General features: G+C 54.0%; 10 protein-coding genes. 5 read left to right on the top strand and 5 right to left on the bottom strand.

What is annotated here, in order from left to right; translation table 11 throughout:
• Positions 1-50 precede the first annotated feature (50 nt).
• The 5 genes from POG22_RS20735 to POG22_RS20715 form a co-directional block, all read right to left on the bottom strand.
• Complete coding sequence (locus POG22_RS20735) at positions 51-1778, bottom strand: C39 family peptidase (RefSeq protein ID WP_498906994.1); 1728 nt, start codon at positions 1776-1778, stop codon at positions 51-53.
• A 324-nt stretch (positions 1779-2102) separates the two neighbouring features.
• Positions 2103-4280 (bottom strand): PDC sensor domain-containing protein, encoded by a 2178-nt coding sequence (locus tag POG22_RS20730; RefSeq protein ID WP_498906993.1) that lies wholly within the window; start codon positions 4278-4280, stop codon positions 2103-2105.
• Positions 4262-4423 carry a hypothetical protein gene (locus POG22_RS20725; RefSeq protein ID WP_498906992.1) on the bottom strand — a complete coding sequence of 54 codons (162 nt, stop codon included), beginning with the start codon at positions 4421-4423 and terminating at the stop codon, positions 4262-4264. Before POG22_RS20725 ends, POG22_RS20730 begins: the two co-directional genes overlap by 19 nt.
• 115 nt (positions 4424-4538) lie before the next feature.
• Positions 4539-5399 carry a DUF4231 domain-containing protein gene (locus POG22_RS20720; RefSeq protein WP_063717025.1) on the bottom strand — a complete coding sequence of 287 codons (861 nt, stop codon included), beginning with the start codon at positions 5397-5399 and terminating at the stop codon, positions 4539-4541.
• 218 nt (positions 5400-5617) lie between these two features.
• Entirely contained in the window at positions 5618-6364 is a 747-nt protein-coding gene (locus POG22_RS20715; RefSeq protein WP_498906991.1) for a hypothetical protein, read from the bottom strand.
• 263 nt (positions 6365-6627) lie between these two features.
• On the opposite strand from POG22_RS20715, the gene POG22_RS20710 reads away from it, so the two are divergent.
• The 5 genes from POG22_RS20710 to POG22_RS20690 all read left to right on the top strand — a co-directional run.
• A complete protein-coding gene (locus POG22_RS20710) occupies positions 6628-7920 on the top strand; it encodes an MFS transporter (RefSeq protein ID WP_190288602.1) in 1293 nt (430 codons plus the stop codon).
• Between the two features lie 472 nt (positions 7921-8392).
• A complete protein-coding gene (locus POG22_RS20705; protein ID WP_498906990.1) occupies positions 8393-13348 on the top strand; it encodes a PAS domain-containing protein in 4956 nt (1651 codons plus the stop codon).
• Between the two features lie 656 nt (positions 13349-14004).
• Positions 14005-15102: a hybrid sensor histidine kinase/response regulator gene (locus POG22_RS20700; protein ID WP_498906989.1), complete on the top strand. Its 1098-nt coding sequence runs from the start codon at positions 14005-14007 to the stop codon at positions 15100-15102.
• 98 nt (positions 15103-15200) lie between these two features.
• Entirely contained in the window at positions 15201-17171 is a 1971-nt protein-coding gene (locus POG22_RS20695) for a heavy metal translocating P-type ATPase (protein ID WP_498906988.1), read from the top strand.
• Positions 17172-17229: 58 nt separating this feature from the next.
• A partial coding sequence (locus tag POG22_RS20690; RefSeq protein WP_498906987.1) for an RNA-guided endonuclease InsQ/TnpB family protein occupies positions 17230-17844 on the top strand: 615 nt, incomplete at its 3' end.

Genomic DNA, 17844 nt, shown 5'->3' with positions numbered 1-17844 from the left:
ACAGCACAGATTGGGTCGTACGCGTTTCGGTTCGTGCGCGTCGGCGATCGCTAACCGATCGCCTGTTGGAGATCTTGGACGACCGGCCAGAAGTGATCCCATCCGTTCAAACCGCCGTTGACGGCACGTCGCACCCCTTGCCAGTCCCCTTCGAGGGCCCGTTGGTCCACCGATCGCTCCCAAAAATACTCCACGAGAATCCTCGAGGCCACGTCGGGATCGAGAGCCAGTTCGGGATTGTTTTCGAGATCGACGCCGAGTTTTTCGCCGTAGTGGTGATAGTTAGCACGACCGGTAATTTGAATAAAACCCCGTCCGTGATACCGAACACCATCGCCAGGATAGATGTTGCCGAGGTCTTCGCGACCTTCGTACATCTGAGTAAAGTAATCGTTACCGCCCCATTCGTTAATGGGTTGGAATCCGTTCGTTTCGACTGAGATCGTAGCCAGAGCTGCGATCAAGGTGGGTTTGTTGAGGATTCCTCGTTCTTCTAACCCTCGGATCAGCGGCGGCAGATACGTTTGCACGTCTTCGAGTTTCGCCCCCATCAGACGAGCCGCCACCTCGAAGGCGATCCACTGACTGACATCGTCGAGTCCCGGTACTTCTTTGGCTTCGATGAGTTTCTTGGCGAATTGGGGCGTGATTTGGTCGGTGGGTAAGTCAAAGGCTCGGGCAAAACGTTCGATCGCCGACTTGGTTTTCGGACCGTACGAGCCATCGGCTTTGTCGTGCAACACTTTGAGCGCCCGCAGTCGTACTTGAAGTTGTTTGATAAGAGCTTGAGATTTCGCCGCTTTCGTCCAAGATAAGGTTTTATGGTCTCGGAGAATATCTTGCAGCTTGAGTTGCGTCGTGTCCGAAGGGGTTGCGGTGGCGATCGAACTGTCCCGACTGCGGGTGACGGTTCCTTTGGGTAAGGGGGTCGCCTGTCCCGGTTTGCCATCGACGTAGTGAATCCACAGGTCGCCGTCGGGGCCGCACACGTCTCTCAGGTCGGCGTAGCTGTAGACGACGCCCGCACCGCTGACATAGGTATCGTAACCGTTGCGACTCCACTGACCGTAAGGATCGTTGACGATCCAACCGCGATCGTCGTAACCGATAATCGTGACGATGTGGCCGGAACTGGTAAACCAACCGTGGGTGATGCAGGGTTTACCTTGACGCAACCAGGCTTTTACGTCGTCCCATTTAGCGGCTTCTTGGAAATCGTCGCGGTAGCCGTACAGTTGTAGCAGTCGGGCTAGGTCGTGGGGAGAGTGGCGGGACAGTCCGCGATCGAGCATGAACTGATAGAGTTCGTCTTCGAGTTGCTGTCCGCTGCTGTTTTTCGTGGGATGTCCGAAGTACGCCATGCACATGGACACGCAGGTCACGTTACAGGAGCCGTACGGGTTGTTGGTGTTGTCGAGTTGGCTGAGAAACGGTACGTCGAGTTTGACCGAACCGTCGGGTCTCACGTAACTCGGCGGTTCGGAAGTCGGGACGGCCGCCGTCGCTGCGGTGGGTTTGGCGTGGCTGACGCTGGCGGCGATCCCTTGGCTGAGGTTTGTCATTTGCTGGCCGAGTTGTGCTGGGGAGGCACTGTTGGCAGCCGCAACGGTTGTTTTTTTAGATTTCGAGGACTTGCGCCAGATGTTTAGAAATTCTGAGTTATCGGCGAGCAAATCGGGACGGACGGCCGCGATTTGTTCTTGTAATCGTTTGAGGGCTTTAATTTGATGGGGCAGATCTTTGTAATATTTGGCGACGTTGACGAGGGAAATGCTCATAAGCTTACCCCTGGCGAAACTGGATTCGATCGATACGTTCTAGCGTACTCGATTTCAACGGCGGTTGTAACGGCTCGAACGGTCAGCTTTACGTAACGTTTAACATTGGCAGAAACTTCGCGATTCCCGCTCCCGACGCGATCGATCTAGCCGAGCGCTTCAAGGAGGCGTTAAATGGGGGGATTTGTTTTTAGAGTGCGATTGGATGAGTCGCGATCGCCTGCGACCCAAATGTTTGTCCGAGCGGGGGGTCTGCATTATGAGGACGTTTCCCCAAAACTGACGAAAAAACACCTCGCGATGCGTCGGCGTCGTGGCCAGTTCTTAACAAAACACCAAAGCGGTAACGAGCAGTTGCAACGTCAACAACACCGGCCAGTACAACAGTTTGGGGATTAAGTTGTTGCGATAGCGCAGGAGAAAGGCATTCGATCGCTTGGCCACCAACAAACCATCGATGGCCACGAACAAAATCATCACGTACAAAACAAAGTAAAAATACTCAATGTAGAGAATTCCGCCAGTCGCCAACGAACTTCTCAAATTAATTTGGTCGAGAATCAAAATGAACGTAAACGCGCCAGCGGCGGAAATCACACCCGACGCGCTAAATCCGAGTTCGTCGTCTTCGACCTTAAAGCGAATAATGGTTTGCACGCCGAACAACAACACCGCCACCACGATCGTTCGCATCATTTTCGTGATAAACACGGTCAGGAAATCTCGACGCATCACGACATCGAAATACAGTTCGGGGAAGTTTTTCAGTTGCGTTTCGCCCCGGAACCCAAACCCCGTATTGTAACTGTTGAGCTTGTATTGAAAAAAGCTCTGCTCTAAAATCCACCCCGGCATCACGAAATTTTCCCCCATTTCGAGACCCGGTAAGGTGGTGGGGGACAAAATATCGTAAGCGGCCAAATCCGGCGTCAGCACGACGTTACTGGTAAAATCTTCGTGCCATAGCCGCATCCATACGTCTTTGCGATCGAACGGATACTTCGAGTAATCGAACGGCTGTCGCAATTGCGCCTCGACATACCAACCGATGAGTACTCCGCCGTCGAACTCCTGGCGGTAACTTTCTCGGACGCTCGGCGAGACGGCTTCGGGTAACACGAACCCACGCGAAATCTCGTCGTGAACGCCGTCGAGATAACGCTGCCAAACATAACCCGTCACGAAAACATCGTTAGCGTCGCTAAATTCCAACGACTGCAAAAATACCCCGGTCGGGACGAATACGGGGGGTGTATCTCCGGCGGCTTGAGCGCGTCGCGTTTGCTCGGCGAGAAATTTTTGTAAGCGAGCGGGATTGGCGATTTTGATGCCCGTATCGTTGTCGAGGCTGGTCTGACTCATTTCCAAGCCCCAAATCGCACCGATTCCACCGGACAAAAAGACGGACACCACGACGACTAAACCCCACAGACGATGAATACGATCGCCGTCGGGACGAATCGCCACCACCGAACCGAACACCAAACTCGCCACCACAAACAGCGTCAGCCAAATGAGTTTCCGGTCTAAACTCCTCGTATTCTGAAACACTTCGTCTCGAAACAAGACGACGGCTAACGACCACTCCGTCGAGGGAATCGGTTCGTAAACGACCCACGCCGACGCACGACCTTTCGGGGTCAGTTGTATCGCACCCCGTTCGCCAGCCAGCATGGCCTCGGCCAGTTCCTCAAACTGAGGTGCGTTCCAGTGTTCGGACAGGTCGAAGATCGACCGTCGTTCTTTCACGACCGCATCGACGGGATGGTAAACGAACTTTCCCGATTGGGAGACGACGAACCCGTATCCCGTTTTCCCCAACGCCAAAGACTCCATTAAGGTTTTGAGTTGTTTGAAGTCGTAGTTGGCGTAAACGATACCGTTGGGGTCGGGCGTTGGAGAGCTTGTTTCGGGGGTCGCAAACGGAACGCTATATTCGGCCAGGAGTTGCTGGAGAACGCGTCCGAGATAGGGATCTGCCCACTGCGCCCCCCCGTTTAGGGGATCGTTGAACCAGGCGATATGGGGTTGGGTGTAATCGTAAGTGTCTTCGACGTTGAAGCGTTGGAAGCGCTCTCGGTTGGGGCGATCGGGGTCGGAGACGCGCTTGTAGACGGGAGCGTACAGTCGCGTTTCGGCGTTGTAACCGTAGGGGGCGTAAGCGACGCCCACGCTGGAGAGGTTTTCGTTCTTTTCTAACTGCGTCTCGAGGCGATCGTCGAGGTCTTCTTGGCTCAGCCGACCGGTGTTTAGGTCTTCTGCTAACTCTTCGACGACGGTTTCGAGGGCTTTCAGTTGGCGATCGATTTGTTCGACTGCCCGTTGGGTTTCTGTAACGGCGCTTTCGGTGGCGGTCTCGATTTTGCGATCGCGTTCGCTCCAGTAGGACACGGCAGTCCCGATCGCACCCAAAACGCTGACCGTTCCGAGAATTCCCACCGTTCGCACCAGCCATCGGGTTCGGTGGGTCGCACGGGTTGGGGTTATTGGTTCTTCACCCACGATCGCTTCTCCTCCGGGGTAGATACACAGGAAGTTTTGACGGGAGAGCCGGCGATCGAGAACGGCCGCGCGATGGCGTCGCGATCGCCTTCTGTTGCCAAGGTTTCGACGGCATCGATTCGGGAGCGATCGCACCTCCACACAGTTAGATAAAATTAATGAGGTTAGATAAAATAACCAATTTAAGTAAGATTAGTTATTTTATCTGGATTCGCTACCCTTGTCTTTGCAGCCTATCGAGGGAGAGAGTACGAGGGACTATTCCCAACGAGACGTAATCGGAGCGCCGGGGGGTTTCGACTCGTCGATTTCGAGATTGTCGAGATCGCTGGTGTCCGGCTCCTCTAGCTGGCGCGGAGCGCGACGGGGCGGACTGGACGTAATCGGAGGTGCCGGGGGCAAATCCGTATCCGTCTCGGAGGCGAAGTCGTCACCATAGCGGGGAACGGTCGGTTCGGGAGGTGTCGTTGACAGCGATCGATCGAACTCCCGAGGACGAGGCGGCGGTGGCATCGGCGCACCCGGTATCGGTCTCGGAGTCGGCTGGTATTGAGAGCCGATCGTACTAGCCGTTTCGTAAATTTTTTCTTTCTCTTCCTCCGTTTGTTTGTCCTGCACCACCTCAGTAATCACAGAGACGTCTTCTTGAATCGCCTGTTCGATACGACCGGCAAAACTACGATAGGCGCTCTCGTGACTGTTCGCGTCCTTATACACGCCGCTGAGTTGGAAAAACTGCCATCCTTCAGTTTTGAGAGTTTCGGCGGTTTTGCGATACTGCGTCCACTTGTCGCCGTAGTGGAAAAATTCTTCGACGGCGGCGGAGATGGCCACCACTTGAGCTAAAACGAAGGTTCCCCCGAACACGGCCGTTCTCACTCGACCTTGTTGGAAATTCAAACTGACCAGTGCCGGAATGATGACGCCCCCGATAATCGTCACCAACCGCAGGCGATAGTATTGTTTCTGACATTGTCCGGCTTTCTTTTCGAGCCAAAGGAGTTGGTCGAGCCAGCGAGACTTGAGAAATTGTTTTTGCTGGTCGCTGAGGTCGAGTCCGTCGATTAACTCGCCGAACTGTTCTTTAAGATATGCGGTATAGGAGTTTTTTTTGGCCATTGTTGTCTTCTCGAACGATGGAAGCTCGCGACGTTCCCAATTTTAAGCTCGAGCGGAACGATCTCGAGGGATGGCGTTTCGGTGTCAAATGGCTGGCAAACGGCGCCGAGGGGTCGCAACCCACATAGGTTTTACCCAGAACGGCGCGGCCGGCACGCTCAACAGCAGTATATGGGAATTTGTCGAGGGCGAACAGTGGGGCGATCGGGGGTGTTGCGTTACTTTGACGGCGCAGTTAACAGGTCGCTGACGACGGTTTGCAGGAAGTCGATGTCGTTGTCCAAATCCAAAACTTGCAAGCAGCCAGTGCGGATGAGGGGTTCGGCGCGATCGTCGGTGGGTTCGCCCCGCAGTCCGGCGGCCAGTTTGTCGGCGGTGCGTCCGCTTCCGGCTAAAACAACGGTGGTGCGACGCGCTTTGACGCTGTACGAAACGTCTTGCCAGGTGATTTCGCCGCCGTTGCTGACGAGGGTACACGCGGGGAAACCGTTGGCGATGTAGTCTGCCAGTTCTGCCAGCCAGGGACTTTCGGCACCCCAGTCCGTACCGGGAACGAGGACGAAGTGGCTGTGGTTGGGTTCGAGGGGGGCAGCGTCGTCAGAAATGGGGGGCGTTCCGTCGGGGAGGAGAACGGTTCCGATCGCACAGACGCCGATGAGGGGAAAAGTGCCGTCGATATGGGTGCGAGCTTGTCCCATTAGCTGCATGACGCCGCAATCGGTACCGCCGTCGAGGGCGATCGCGCTGACTTTTTCTAGGGTGGGAGCGAGAACGTCGTCGAACAAGGTTTTGAGGCGAGCGAAGGCGTCGGGTTCCATTTTGCTGGCACCGCCGACGAGAACCAGAACGGGACGAGACCGGGACAGTCCGAGGCGATCGAGACTCGTTTGAAAGTCGCTCTGAGACTCTAGATAGATGCCCGTGGCAGTATTCCCGTTGTGAAAGTGAAAAGAAGTCGGTTCCACGATTGAGAAACTAATAAAAACTCGTAATTCGGAAAATCTAGGCTTTTTTAGTGTAGCGGTCGCGATTTGGATTTGTCGTCTGCTCGATCGCTCCAGTTGGCAAAGTTGAGACCGGGAAACGTCCGATGCCTCGATCGATAGAGTTTTGTTAACATAAATTCGTAAACGGTGCTGGTGTGCGCGGGTCTCGAAACAAATCGTGTTTGAGATGCTGACGGTATCGGCGATCGCATCGAAGGTTAGCTCATCGGAGATCGCGCGGTTTGAAAGTTTTTAACGCATTAACCCGATCGCAACGACGAAGTTTGTCCCTGCTCTTTGCGGCTGGGCTGTTTTTTTGGTCGAGCATGGCCTCGCTGCTGCCGACATTGCCCCTCTACGTCAAACACGTGGGCGGAACGGAACAACAGATCGGATTTGTTATGGGATCGTTCGCCCTCGGTTTGGTGCTGTCGCGGCCGACCCTGGGCCGGTGGGCCGACTCCCACAGCCGAACGTTCGTGTTGCGGGTGGGAACGGTGGTCGTGGCGATCGCGCCGTTGGGCTATCTCCTCGTATCGTCGATTCCGGGGTTGATGGCGCTGCGGACGTTCCACGGTATCAGTATCGCCGCCTTTACGACAGCGTACAGTGCTTTGGTGGCCGATCTGTCGCCACCGCAACAACGGGGAGAACTCATCGGTTACATGACCTTGGTTACGCCCTTGGGGGTGGGACTCGGCCCGGCGTTGGGCGGCTTCGTCCAGGCGGATTTGGGCTATCCGGCGTTGTTTTTAACGACTTCGGCTCTCGGCGTCGTCAGCGGACTCTGTGGCTGGCAACTGGCCGAACCCACGTCGTTCGAGGAAGATATGGCGGCGCAACCGCCTTTCGAGACCTCGCGATCGCCCTCGGAGGCGACGCCCGAACCCAAGCCAGAAGCGACCTTTTGGCAGTTGTTAGCGAGTCCTCGGGTGCTGGTTCCGACGATGGTGATGTCGGTTGTGGGCTTGATTTTCGGGACGCTGACGACGTTCGTTCCGTTGCATATCGAAGCCAGCGCGATCGCTCTCAATCCCGGTTGGTTCTACACGGCGACGGCGATCGCGAGTTTCAGTATGCGCCTGGTAGCCGGTCAAGCCTCCGATCGCTTCGGACGGGGACTGTTTATCAGTAGTGCTTTGGTGTGTTACGCCCTGTCGATGTTGACCCTATCCGTGGCAGACCGCAGCGAGTTATTTTTGCTAGCGGGGTTCGTCGAAGGGATGGCTGCTGGGGTGTTGATTCCGACGACCATCGCCCTGATGACCGATCGCTCTGCGCCCCAAGAACGGGGACGGGTGTTTTCGCTGTGTGTGGGAGGCTTTGATTTGGGTATCGCCATCGCCGGGCCGCTGTTGGGATCGATCGCTCAGTATCTCAGCTACGGGGCGTTGTTCGCGATCTCGTCGGGGTTAGCGGTGTTTGCGTTGGTCGTGTTCGTAACCCGCAACAGTAAGGATTTCCCTCATTCGGTACGGTTTGCCCTAGGACGCGAACGAGATTTATACGCGATCGAAATGCCGAGTCCCCGTTAACTGCCCTCTGGCGCGATCGCATGGATAAAAAAACAGCCGACGGGTTCGATCCGCGTTTGTACGGGCGGATCTCGTTCGCGTGCGTGTCGAACCGCACCATACTCGGAGCGCACGCGATCGAACGTATCGCACCCGCCCGCTCGATCGCGACATTTTCAAGATTGAAACTCACACCGCCAGATCGGACTGTCCTAACCCGAGCGCACGCCCTCGAACGTACTTCAGCTCGATACGATGTCGAGCGATCGCTTCTCCCAATTTTCGACGAGTTCGATCGATTCGCTCTATTCTTCACACGATTTTTTAGAAACAATCCTTGAAATTACTTAGATAAAAATGCGGTATTTAAAAAGAATTTATTGCATATTTTCAGGTAGATTTTTTATTTAAATAAAGGCTTAAAAATAGATTGTCAAAAAAATAAAAAACCGTATAAAATCAAAATAGCAACTCTGTAAATCTCCCAAAACGTGTGTCACGAGCCTTCGCCGACTTTTACCTCTTTTATCTATTAAATTGGATGCGAGAGTCCGATCGTACCTCCATTGAAACGACAGTAGACTGTCTCGTCGATCGGGTTAAAAGTGCATCGAATTTGGCGAAAATCCATCAAAACATCTTAGAAACTCAACTTCGCGACTGTTCCTCTCCTCAAGAGAGCTTAGATATCGTCAGTCGAGCCGGACAGTTTTATCAACTCGTATTACAAGCTTGGGAACACCGCATCGATCTCGACCGATCGCCGTTTTGGCAACAGCTCGTCGAGGGCTGTAACGAACTCATCTGTTTGAAAGATCTCGACGATCGCTTGCTCTACATCAACCCCAACCTCGAAACGTTGTTGGGCTACCCCCCCGAAGCCGGTCGAGACTGTTTGAGTCCAGACTCGATTCACCCCGACGATCGCGATCGCGTCACCCGCTATTTTGAAGCGTGCGCCCGATCGTCCCCAAACGAACGATCTCTCGAGTACCGCTTGCGACACCGCGACGGTTCCTGGCGACACGTCGAATCCATCGCTCGCGATTTACGAAACGAACCTCACATCGGGCGTATCGTCGTCTGTACCCGAGACCTTCACGATCGCAAACAAACCGAACTCGCCCTCGAAGAACAGGTTCGATTCAACACCCTCGTCGCTCGAATTTCAAACTCGTTTCTCAACCTGTCTCCCGACGCTGTCGATGGGGCGATCGCCACCGCCCTCGAACGCATCGCTCAGTTTTTCGGCCTCCAGATGGCCGGGTTGTTTCAGCTCGAGGACGACAGAACCCCGTCCGACGTTCGCCAACGCCAACACCTACAGCGAACCCATTCCTGGGTCGCCGAGGGACTCGAAGCCCAACGCGATCGCGTCTTTCCTCCCACCCTCGACGCAGAAGCCTTTGTCACCGGAACGCTCCAAAGCCCCGAACACTGTCCCCCAGACCGCCCGATCGCACGACCGATCTCGATTCCGCTACGCAACAGTAAAATTTTCGGCTGGTTGGCGTTCGCCAGCATCGACGCATCCGAAGACCGCTTACAGGATCGGAGCGATCGCCTGCAATTCGTCGGAGAAATCCTCTCGAGCCTGCTGCTGCGCTGTCGTAGCGAACGAAACCTGCAACGAGAGCGGGCGATGTTTCAAGAACTCGCCGACGGGATCGACGCCGTGATGTGGGTGTTCGACCTCAAACACCATCGTAACCTCTACGTCAATTCCACCAACTACCAACGCATTTGGGGACGCTCGATCGCCGGTCTCTACGACGACGCGACGCAATTCTTCCAAACGATCCATCCCGACGATCGCCAACAGGTCGAATCCGCATTGACTCCCGATCGCCTCTCAGAACTCAAAAAGATCGAATATCGCATCCTGCGACCGGACGGCGAAGTTCGCTGGATTTGCGCTCGCGGCTTCCCCGTGCGTCACGACAACGGCGAGATCGAGCGCGTCGTCGGAATTGCTGAAGACGTGACCGAACGCCGTCAGATCTGTGCTGACCTCGAGGCCGTTCGCGAACGCTACCAACTGGCCGTCGAAGGAACCGGAGACGGACTCTGGGATTGGGATATTCTCCAAGATATCGCCCACGTGTCGCCGCGATATTGGGAGATTTACGGCGAACCCCGACAGGCGTTCCTCGAAAACGCCTATGCTTGGGCCTTCGAGCGCGTCCATCCCGACGATCGCGATCGCTTCGCTCGAGCGGTTCGCGACTGTTGCGATCGCGAACTTCCCTATCACGTCGAATATCGCATCCAACATACCTCGGGTCGGTGGGTTTGGGTACAAAGTCGCGCTCAAGTCGTTCGCGACGAGAACGGGATTCCCATTCGCATGGTGGGATCGATAACGGATATCAGCGCTCGCAAACGAGCCGAAACCGCCTTGCTCGACAGCGAAGCGCGACTGCAATTCCTCCTCGGCGTCAGTCCGGCGATCCTATACTGCTGCACTCCCCAAGACCCCTACGAAACACGATACATCAGCGAGAACGTGCGCTTTTATCTCGGGTACGACCCCGAGGAAATCCTCGGCGATCGCCACTTTCACGATCGTCACCTTCATCCCGACGATCGCGCCGAGGTCTTCGCCTGTCTCCCCAATCTGTTTCAACTCGATTTTCATGTCTGCGAATATCGCTTTCGTCACAAAGACGGAACCTATCGCTGGCTCTACGACCGAATGCGCTTAATTCGCGACGAGGACGGAAACCCCACTCAAATCGTTGGGAGTTTCATCGACATCACCGATCGCAAAGTCGCCGAACTGGCCTTGCAAAACAGCGAAGAAAAATTTCGCCAAATTGCCGAAAACAACCGCATCGTCCTGTTTGTCAAATCAGCGGACTCCCCGCAGATCGACTACGTCAACGCCGCTTACGAAACCCTTTGGGGACAGTCTCGCCAAGACTTATACGACGATCCCCAGCAGTGGATCGAGGCGGTAGTTCCCAGCGATCGCGCGAAAGTCCTGCAAGTGATGAACGCCCACTTTACCCCAGATTCCCCCTCGAACGGAGAATATCGCATCCGACGATCGGACGGCCAACTGCGCTGGATTTATACCTGGACGTTTCCCATTCCCGATGCAGACGGGAAGTTATATCGAGTTGCGGGATTCGCCGAAGATATCACCGATCGCAAACGGATCGAAGCCAGTCTCGCCCGCAACAACGCCGAACTCGAAACCCGAGTACGCCTGCGAACCTTAGAACTCGAACGGTTTCAAGAACAGTTGCGCCAACAACAGCGAGATACTCAATCGCTGGTAGACAACTCCCCCGACGTCATCTGTCGTTTCGATCGCCAGTTACGCCACGTGTTCGTCAACGCCACTCTGTTAGAGATTTCTGGGTGGCCGCTCGAACGGTTCCTCGGAAAAACGATCGAAGAACTCGGCTTTGCTCCCGAAAAGATGTCTTCCTTCGCCGAACACCTCCACCAAGTTCTCGAAACTGGTGAAAGCGTGGAGTTCGAGTGTGACTGGCCGACGAGGAACGGCTTGCGAGCCTACGAAACGCGATTGGTTCCCGAATTCGACGAGACGGGAACGCTGAGTACGATTTTGGAACTGTCGTGTGATATCACTGAAAAAAACGAAACCGAACAGGCGCTACGGGAGCGCGAACACAGCTTGCGCTTAGCTCTCGATATCGCCCACCTCGGCTTGTGGGAAGTGGATTTTCGCACGGGAAGCCTCGCCTGGTCTCAGCGAACTTGCGATATTTTCGGGACGACCCAGGACTGCGCCCCGACCACAGAGGCGCAATTCTATCAGTGGGTTCACCCGGACGACTGCGATCGCGTGGGTCGAGCGGTCGAGCGTACCATGCGGGAACACGTGGAATTCGACGAGCAAATGCGAATATTTCACGCCGATGGTGCGTTGCGCTGGATTCACAGTCTCGGGCGATTCGTTCGCGACGACGATCGCGGCGATCGCCTGTTGGGAATTACGATGGATATCACCGCGCGGAAAACCGCTGAAATTGCCCTCCGTCAGAGCGAACACCGCTTTCAGTCGCTGGTGGCCAACGTTCCGGGAGCGATTTACCAGTACGTCGTCCGTCAACCTTTCTTGAACGCTGACGGTCGGTTGAACGACGAACTGACCTATTTATGTGACGACTATCGCACGCTGTTCGAGATCGATCCCGAGGCGGTGTTGCGCGATTCTAGCTTGTTTTGGTCTCTCATCCACCCCGACGATCTCGAAGGCTTCACCGCCTCGGTCTGGGAGTCGCTCGAAAACCTGACCCCCTGGCAGTTCGAGTATCGCATCATCACGCCCACCGGTCACCTGCGCTGGATTCATTCGATTTCGAGTCCTCAATTGCAGGATAACGGCGATGTGGTCTGGGACGGGATTTCCTTCGACATTAGCGATCGCAAACTCGCCCAACAAGCGCTCGAAGACAGTCGCCACTTTATCGAACGCATCGCCGATACCTCCCCGAACGTTCTCTATATTTTCGATCTCGAACAGCGGCGCAACGTTTACGTCAACCACGCGATCGAACGCTATCTCGGCTATACTCCCAACGAAGTGCAAGCTTTGGGCGATCGCCTCCTCGAAGCCCTCATCCATCCCGACGACCTCGGGGCGTATTTCGATCGCCTCCAACAGATCGCGGCCACGCCGGACTCGACCGTATTTGATTTCGAGTATCGGTTACAGCATAAAAACGGCCTGTGGCGTTGGTTTCTCGCCCGAGAAACGCCGTTTCTGCGAGGTTCGGACTCTCGCGTCCGACAGATTATCGGAACCGCCCAGGACATTACCGAACGCAAGCTCGCCGAATCGCGCCTGCAAAACTCGCTGGCGGAGAAGGAGGTCTTGTTACGAGAAATTCACCACCGGGTCAAAAACAATCTCAACGTCGTCCACAGCTTGCTCAATATGCAGGCGCGGCGTGTCGAAGATCCCACGGTTCGCGAGGCGTTGTTCGACAGTCAACGTCGCCTGCAAGCGATGGCCTTGATTCACGAGAAACTCTATCGGTCGGAAAGTTTGGCACAGGTCGATTTTGCTGAGTACCTGCAACATCTCGTCACCACGCTATCGCAAGCTTCGACGCTAGACCCACAGAGGATTTCGGTGGAGATGGAAACCGAACCCATCGAACTCGACATCGATACGGCTGTTCCCTGCGGCTTAATTGTCAACGAACTGCTCGCCAACGCCTTCAAACACGCGTTTCCCGAGGCGCGATCGGGCAGGGTTCGAGTCGAACTTCGTCGGGAGGAGGAACGGCTTTTGAGATTGACGGTTGAAGACGATGGAATCGGCTTACCGGACGACGCCCTGTCTCGGACGACGCGATCGCTCGGAATGCGTTTAGTTACCATTCTCGCCGATCAAATTGATGCTGCGCTCGAGATCGATTCCAACACTGGAACTCGCTTTCAGTTGCAGTTTCGAGTTCCCTCGCCGTAGCGTCTCACCCAGTGCGATCGCCGCTTTCAACTGTTCGGTTTCGGCAGTTTTTCCCAAATCTACCGTTTTTTGTCTCGCTAACTTTCCTATTTTTATCTCATGTTCGCTACTTTCCACAAACAAGATCTGCAAATATGCTACAGAGATCTCGAGAAAAAACGAAAATCGATCGGCGATCGCCTCTAAAACACGACCATATAATTGATTGACGGTCTATTTCCTGTTTTTTGTCGAAAGTTGTCGCTTTTTGAGGTATGGTAAGATTGAGTGACCCACCAAAATTTTGAATCCATAAAACTTACTTGACAGTTTCACTTTAATATCGAACGTGATCGGAGATGAATTTACTGGGATTGCAATTCGATCGCTATGTATACTCGATTTCAGTACATTTCTCAGAAAACGTTCTTTTCTCAAAAGTAATCTAGATTCGCGCAACTGACGGACTGTTTAAAACTCGTTTTTTGTAGAGATCTAGACTCTCTTCATCTTGTTGAGACTCCAAGACTCATTGCTTAAAAAATAAGACTTTGTTTTCTGTCGATCGCGATCGAAAAAACAAAGCTCTCGAGCGAAAATACCTAAAATATAAACTCGAAAAATCGAACATAGAACTCAACAACAACTGCAAGTCAACATTTTGAGGGATCGAAAAAATGACGAAATATCAAAAGATATTAATTGTTGAAGACGAACTGATTGCCGCCCATAATCTCGCAGAAGATGTCGAATCTCTCGGCTATAGAGTGGTCGGTATTTTTAAAACTGCGGAGGAAGCAATCGATCGCGTTCGTTGCGATCCGCCAGATTTAGTCTTAATGGATATCAAACTGAAAGGAGATCTCACGGGAATCGAGGCAGCCGAACTCCTCCAAAAAACAGGAATTCCCATTATTTTCTTAACAGCGTTTAGCGATAATAACACTCTCGATCGCGTTCTCGAGACAGGAGCGTATGGATATCTGACAAAACCTGCCAAAATAGAAGATATTAAAACGACGATTGCTATAGCAATAAAAAAACAAATAGAGGCTCAAGAAATAGAAGGTTTACTACAAGAGCAAACTCAAGTCAACCAACTTAAATCAATATTCCTATCGACTGTCGCACACGATCTCCGCATTCCCCTTACACAAATTTTAGGATCGCTCGAAATTATTCAATATTACGATCGCAAACTCGATGAAGCGAAAAAAGCCAAACATTTCGGTCGTATCAAAAACGCGATCGATTCGATGCGAAACCAACTCGAAGAACTACTAACCGTCAATCGTGCCGAGTCCGGGCGGCTTCCCTTCAATCCTCAACCGACCGACGTATTCGCGTTATCGAACGAGGCGATCGATAACTTTCAACAGAGTACGGACGGGCGAAATCCCATTTACTTGACATCCGAAGGTGATTGCTCGTCAGTTGCTGTCGATACAACACTGATCGAACATATTTTGTCTAATTTAATTTCCAACGCCATTAAATATTCTCCACCTAACAATCCCATCGAAATTAACCTGAACAGCCACAGCGATCGCCTCGTGGTGACAGTGAGCGATCGCGGCATCGGAATGCCGTCAGACTTCCTCGACAAACTCTTTCAACCTTTCGAGCGTGCCTCCAACGTCGGTAACGTGAAAGGGGTGGGTGTGGGCTTGTACGTCGTCAAACAAGCCGTCGAACGCCACGGCGGAGAAATTTTCGCTCAAAGCGCGATCGGCGAAGGTACGCAGTTTACAGTGATTCTCCCCGTCTCCCGTTGAGAAGATGCCAGAACCTCGCAGAGCGACGCTTAACGTTTCGGACTCTTTCTCTTAAAATCTGAATAACTGTTCAATTGTTGTTTTTGAGGCAAATTTTGATGAAGACGTCCGCGAAACCCACCACAGACTGCTGTAGCTGTCACGGCACAACCGACACCAACCCCGCATCGCATCAGCGCAAAAAACGGCGAGAAATCTGGCTTCTCGCGGGGGTTAGCCTGTGGTTTGCCGTGGGACTAGCACTCACCGGAAACGAGGTCTTAACGGGAATCTGGACGCCTGCGTGGTTTCTCCCAGCGTATTTCATCGTCGGCTGGGACGTTTTGAAAACTGCCGGACGCCAGATCGTGCGCGGTCGAGCGTTCGACGAAACCTTCTTGATGAGCGTGGCGACCCTCGGAGCGATCGCTATCGACGCCGCCCCAGAAGCCGTAGGCGTAATGCTGTTTTACCGAATTGGCGAAGCCGTCCAAGAGTTCGCCGTCGATCGCTCTCGAAACTCGATTCGATCGCTCTTAGAAGTGCGTCCAGACGTCGCCCGTGTCAAAACACCAGAAGGATTTCAATCAGTCTCACCAGAAGTCGTCGAAGTCGGCACCGAAATCTTCATCAAACCCGGCGAACGAATTCCCCTCGACGGCGAAGTGTTGTCTGGAAACAGCTATCTCGACACGTCTGCCTTAACTGGGGAGTCCGTACCGCGATCCGTCGAAGCAGGCGATCGCGTCCTCGCCGGAACCATCAACCAAAGCGGGGCGTTAACCGTGCGCGTCACCCAACCCTTCGGCGAATCCTCCATCGTGCGAATTTTAGAACTCGTCGAAAACGCCCGCCACCAGAAAGCCCCCACCGAAACCTTTATGAGACGGTTCGCCCGTCGTTACACTCCCTTCGTCGTGGGATTAGCCCTGGCGATCGCGACGCTTCCACCGTTATTTTTACCCGACGCCACCTTTATCGAATGGGGCTATCGGGCGTTAATTCTGCTCGTCATATCTTGTCCTTGCGGGTTGGTGATTAGCATTCCCTTGGGATACTTCGGCGGCGTCGGCGGTGCGGCGAAACAGGGGGTGTTGGTCAAAGGATCGGTATTTCTCGATCGCCTCGCCGAGTTACACACCGTCGTTTTCGACAAAACCGGAACCCTCACCGAAGGCTCCTTCGAGGTAACGCAGGTGCGGCCTGCCGACGGTTGGAACGCCGAGGAGGTATTGCAATGGGCGGCGCTGGCAGAATCTCACTCGACCCATCCGATCGCCCGATCCATCTGTCGCGCCATCTCCGATCGCACTTCTGAGATGACGTTGAGCGACTATCAGGAAATTCCCGGTTGTGGGGTACGCGTGACGGCCGCAGACAGTGAAGGGATCGAAAGAGCGATCGCCGTTGGAAGCGATCGCCTGTTCGAGTCGGCGAACTTTCCCCCCTTCGGGTCGGCCGGAACGGGCGTGCGCGTGGCGATCGACGGTCGCTATATCGGCGACATCGTCGTGTCCGATCGCCTGCGGGAAGACGCAGCAGCCACCGTATCGCAGTTAAAACAGTTGGGGGTCGATCGGATGGTGATGCTGACGGGGGACAGGCGATCGGTCGCAGAATCGATCGCCAAAGCGATCGGCATCGACGACGTGCGAGCCGAACTGCTACCTGAAGATAAAGCCAACGCGCTCGACGAGGTGTTTCGCGACTTAGCCTCGACGGAAACAGGAACCGTGGCCTTTGTCGGCGACGGTATCAACGACGCCCCAGCAATTGCCCGAGCGGACGTGGGCGTGGCCATGGGCGGATTGGGGTCGGACGCTGCCATCGAAACCGCCGATGTCGTGTTGATGTCCGACGCGCCCTCAAAACTGGTCGATGCCGTGCGTTTCGGCCGTCGCACCCGCCGCATCGTCTGGCAGAACATCGCGATCGCTCTGGGGGTCAAAGGTATCGTGATTCTCTTCGGCGCGTTGGGGTTTGCAACCCTCTGGGAAGCCGTCTTTGCCGATGTCGGGGTCGCCTTAATCGCGATCGCCAACGCCACGCGAGCGTTATCAAAAAAATTGGGTCAAAAGCCGCCCTTCTAGGCTTTTGAAAATCCTGTTTTTTGTTCTAAAATATTCAGAACAATCAAGTCAAACGACGATGCTTGTTCTCGAGTTCAAAGTCAAAGGTAAACCCCACCAATACGCAGCGATTGACGAAGCAATCCGAACCGCACAGTTCGTTCGCAACAAGGCACTGCGCTATTGGATAGATAACCGAGGTGTTAACAAATACGACCTCAACAAATACTGTCGAGTCCTGGCTCGAGAGTATGGCTTTGCCCGAGAACTCAACAGCACGGCTCGTCAAGCCTCAGCCGAACGCGCTTGGTCGGCAATTTCTCGTTTTTTCGAGAACTGTCGCAAGTCTGTTCCTGGCAAAAAGCGGTGCGATCCCGCGCCGTCGCACGGCGCTAGGGAACGCGCACCAAGAGAAGGATATCCCAAGTTTAAGAAAAACAGTCGTTCCGTTGAGTATAAAACTTCAGGTTGGAAGTTACTCGACCCCAAACATATTCTCTTTACGGATAAGAAAAATATAGGACGACTAAAACTGGTTGGAACCTGGGATTTGGCGTTTTACGGCACAGAACAAATCAAGCGGGTTCGGCTGGTTCGCAGAGCCGATGGCTATTACGCTCAGTTCTGCGTTAGTGTCGAGGTTCGAGAAACACTCGAACCGTCAGGAAATACCGTGGGGTTGGATGTCGGACTC

The sequence above is a fragment of the Geitlerinema sp. CS-897 genome, from assembly GCF_028368005.1.
Taxonomy (GTDB): Bacteria; Cyanobacteriota; Cyanobacteriia; order Cyanobacteriales; family Geitlerinemataceae; genus Baaleninema; species Baaleninema simplex.
The sequence above is the reverse complement of the archived record's forward strand: the minus strand, read 5'-3'. Positions and strand labels throughout refer to the sequence as shown.

Excerpts from the sequence above, each read along its gene's own strand:
- POG22_RS20735 (WP_498906994.1), bottom strand. The coding sequence starts at position 1,778 with ATGAGCATTTCCCTCGTCAACGTCGCCAAATATTACAAAGATCTGCCC.
- POG22_RS20720 (WP_063717025.1), bottom strand. The coding sequence starts at position 5,399 with ATGGCCAAAAAAAACTCCTATACCGCATATCTTAAAGAACAGTTCGGC.
- POG22_RS20700 (WP_498906989.1), top strand. The coding sequence starts at position 14,005 with ATGACGAAATATCAAAAGATATTAATTGTTGAAGACGAACTGATTGCC.
- POG22_RS20695 (WP_498906988.1), top strand. The coding sequence starts at position 15,201 with ATGAAGACGTCCGCGAAACCCACCACAGACTGCTGTAGCTGTCACGGC.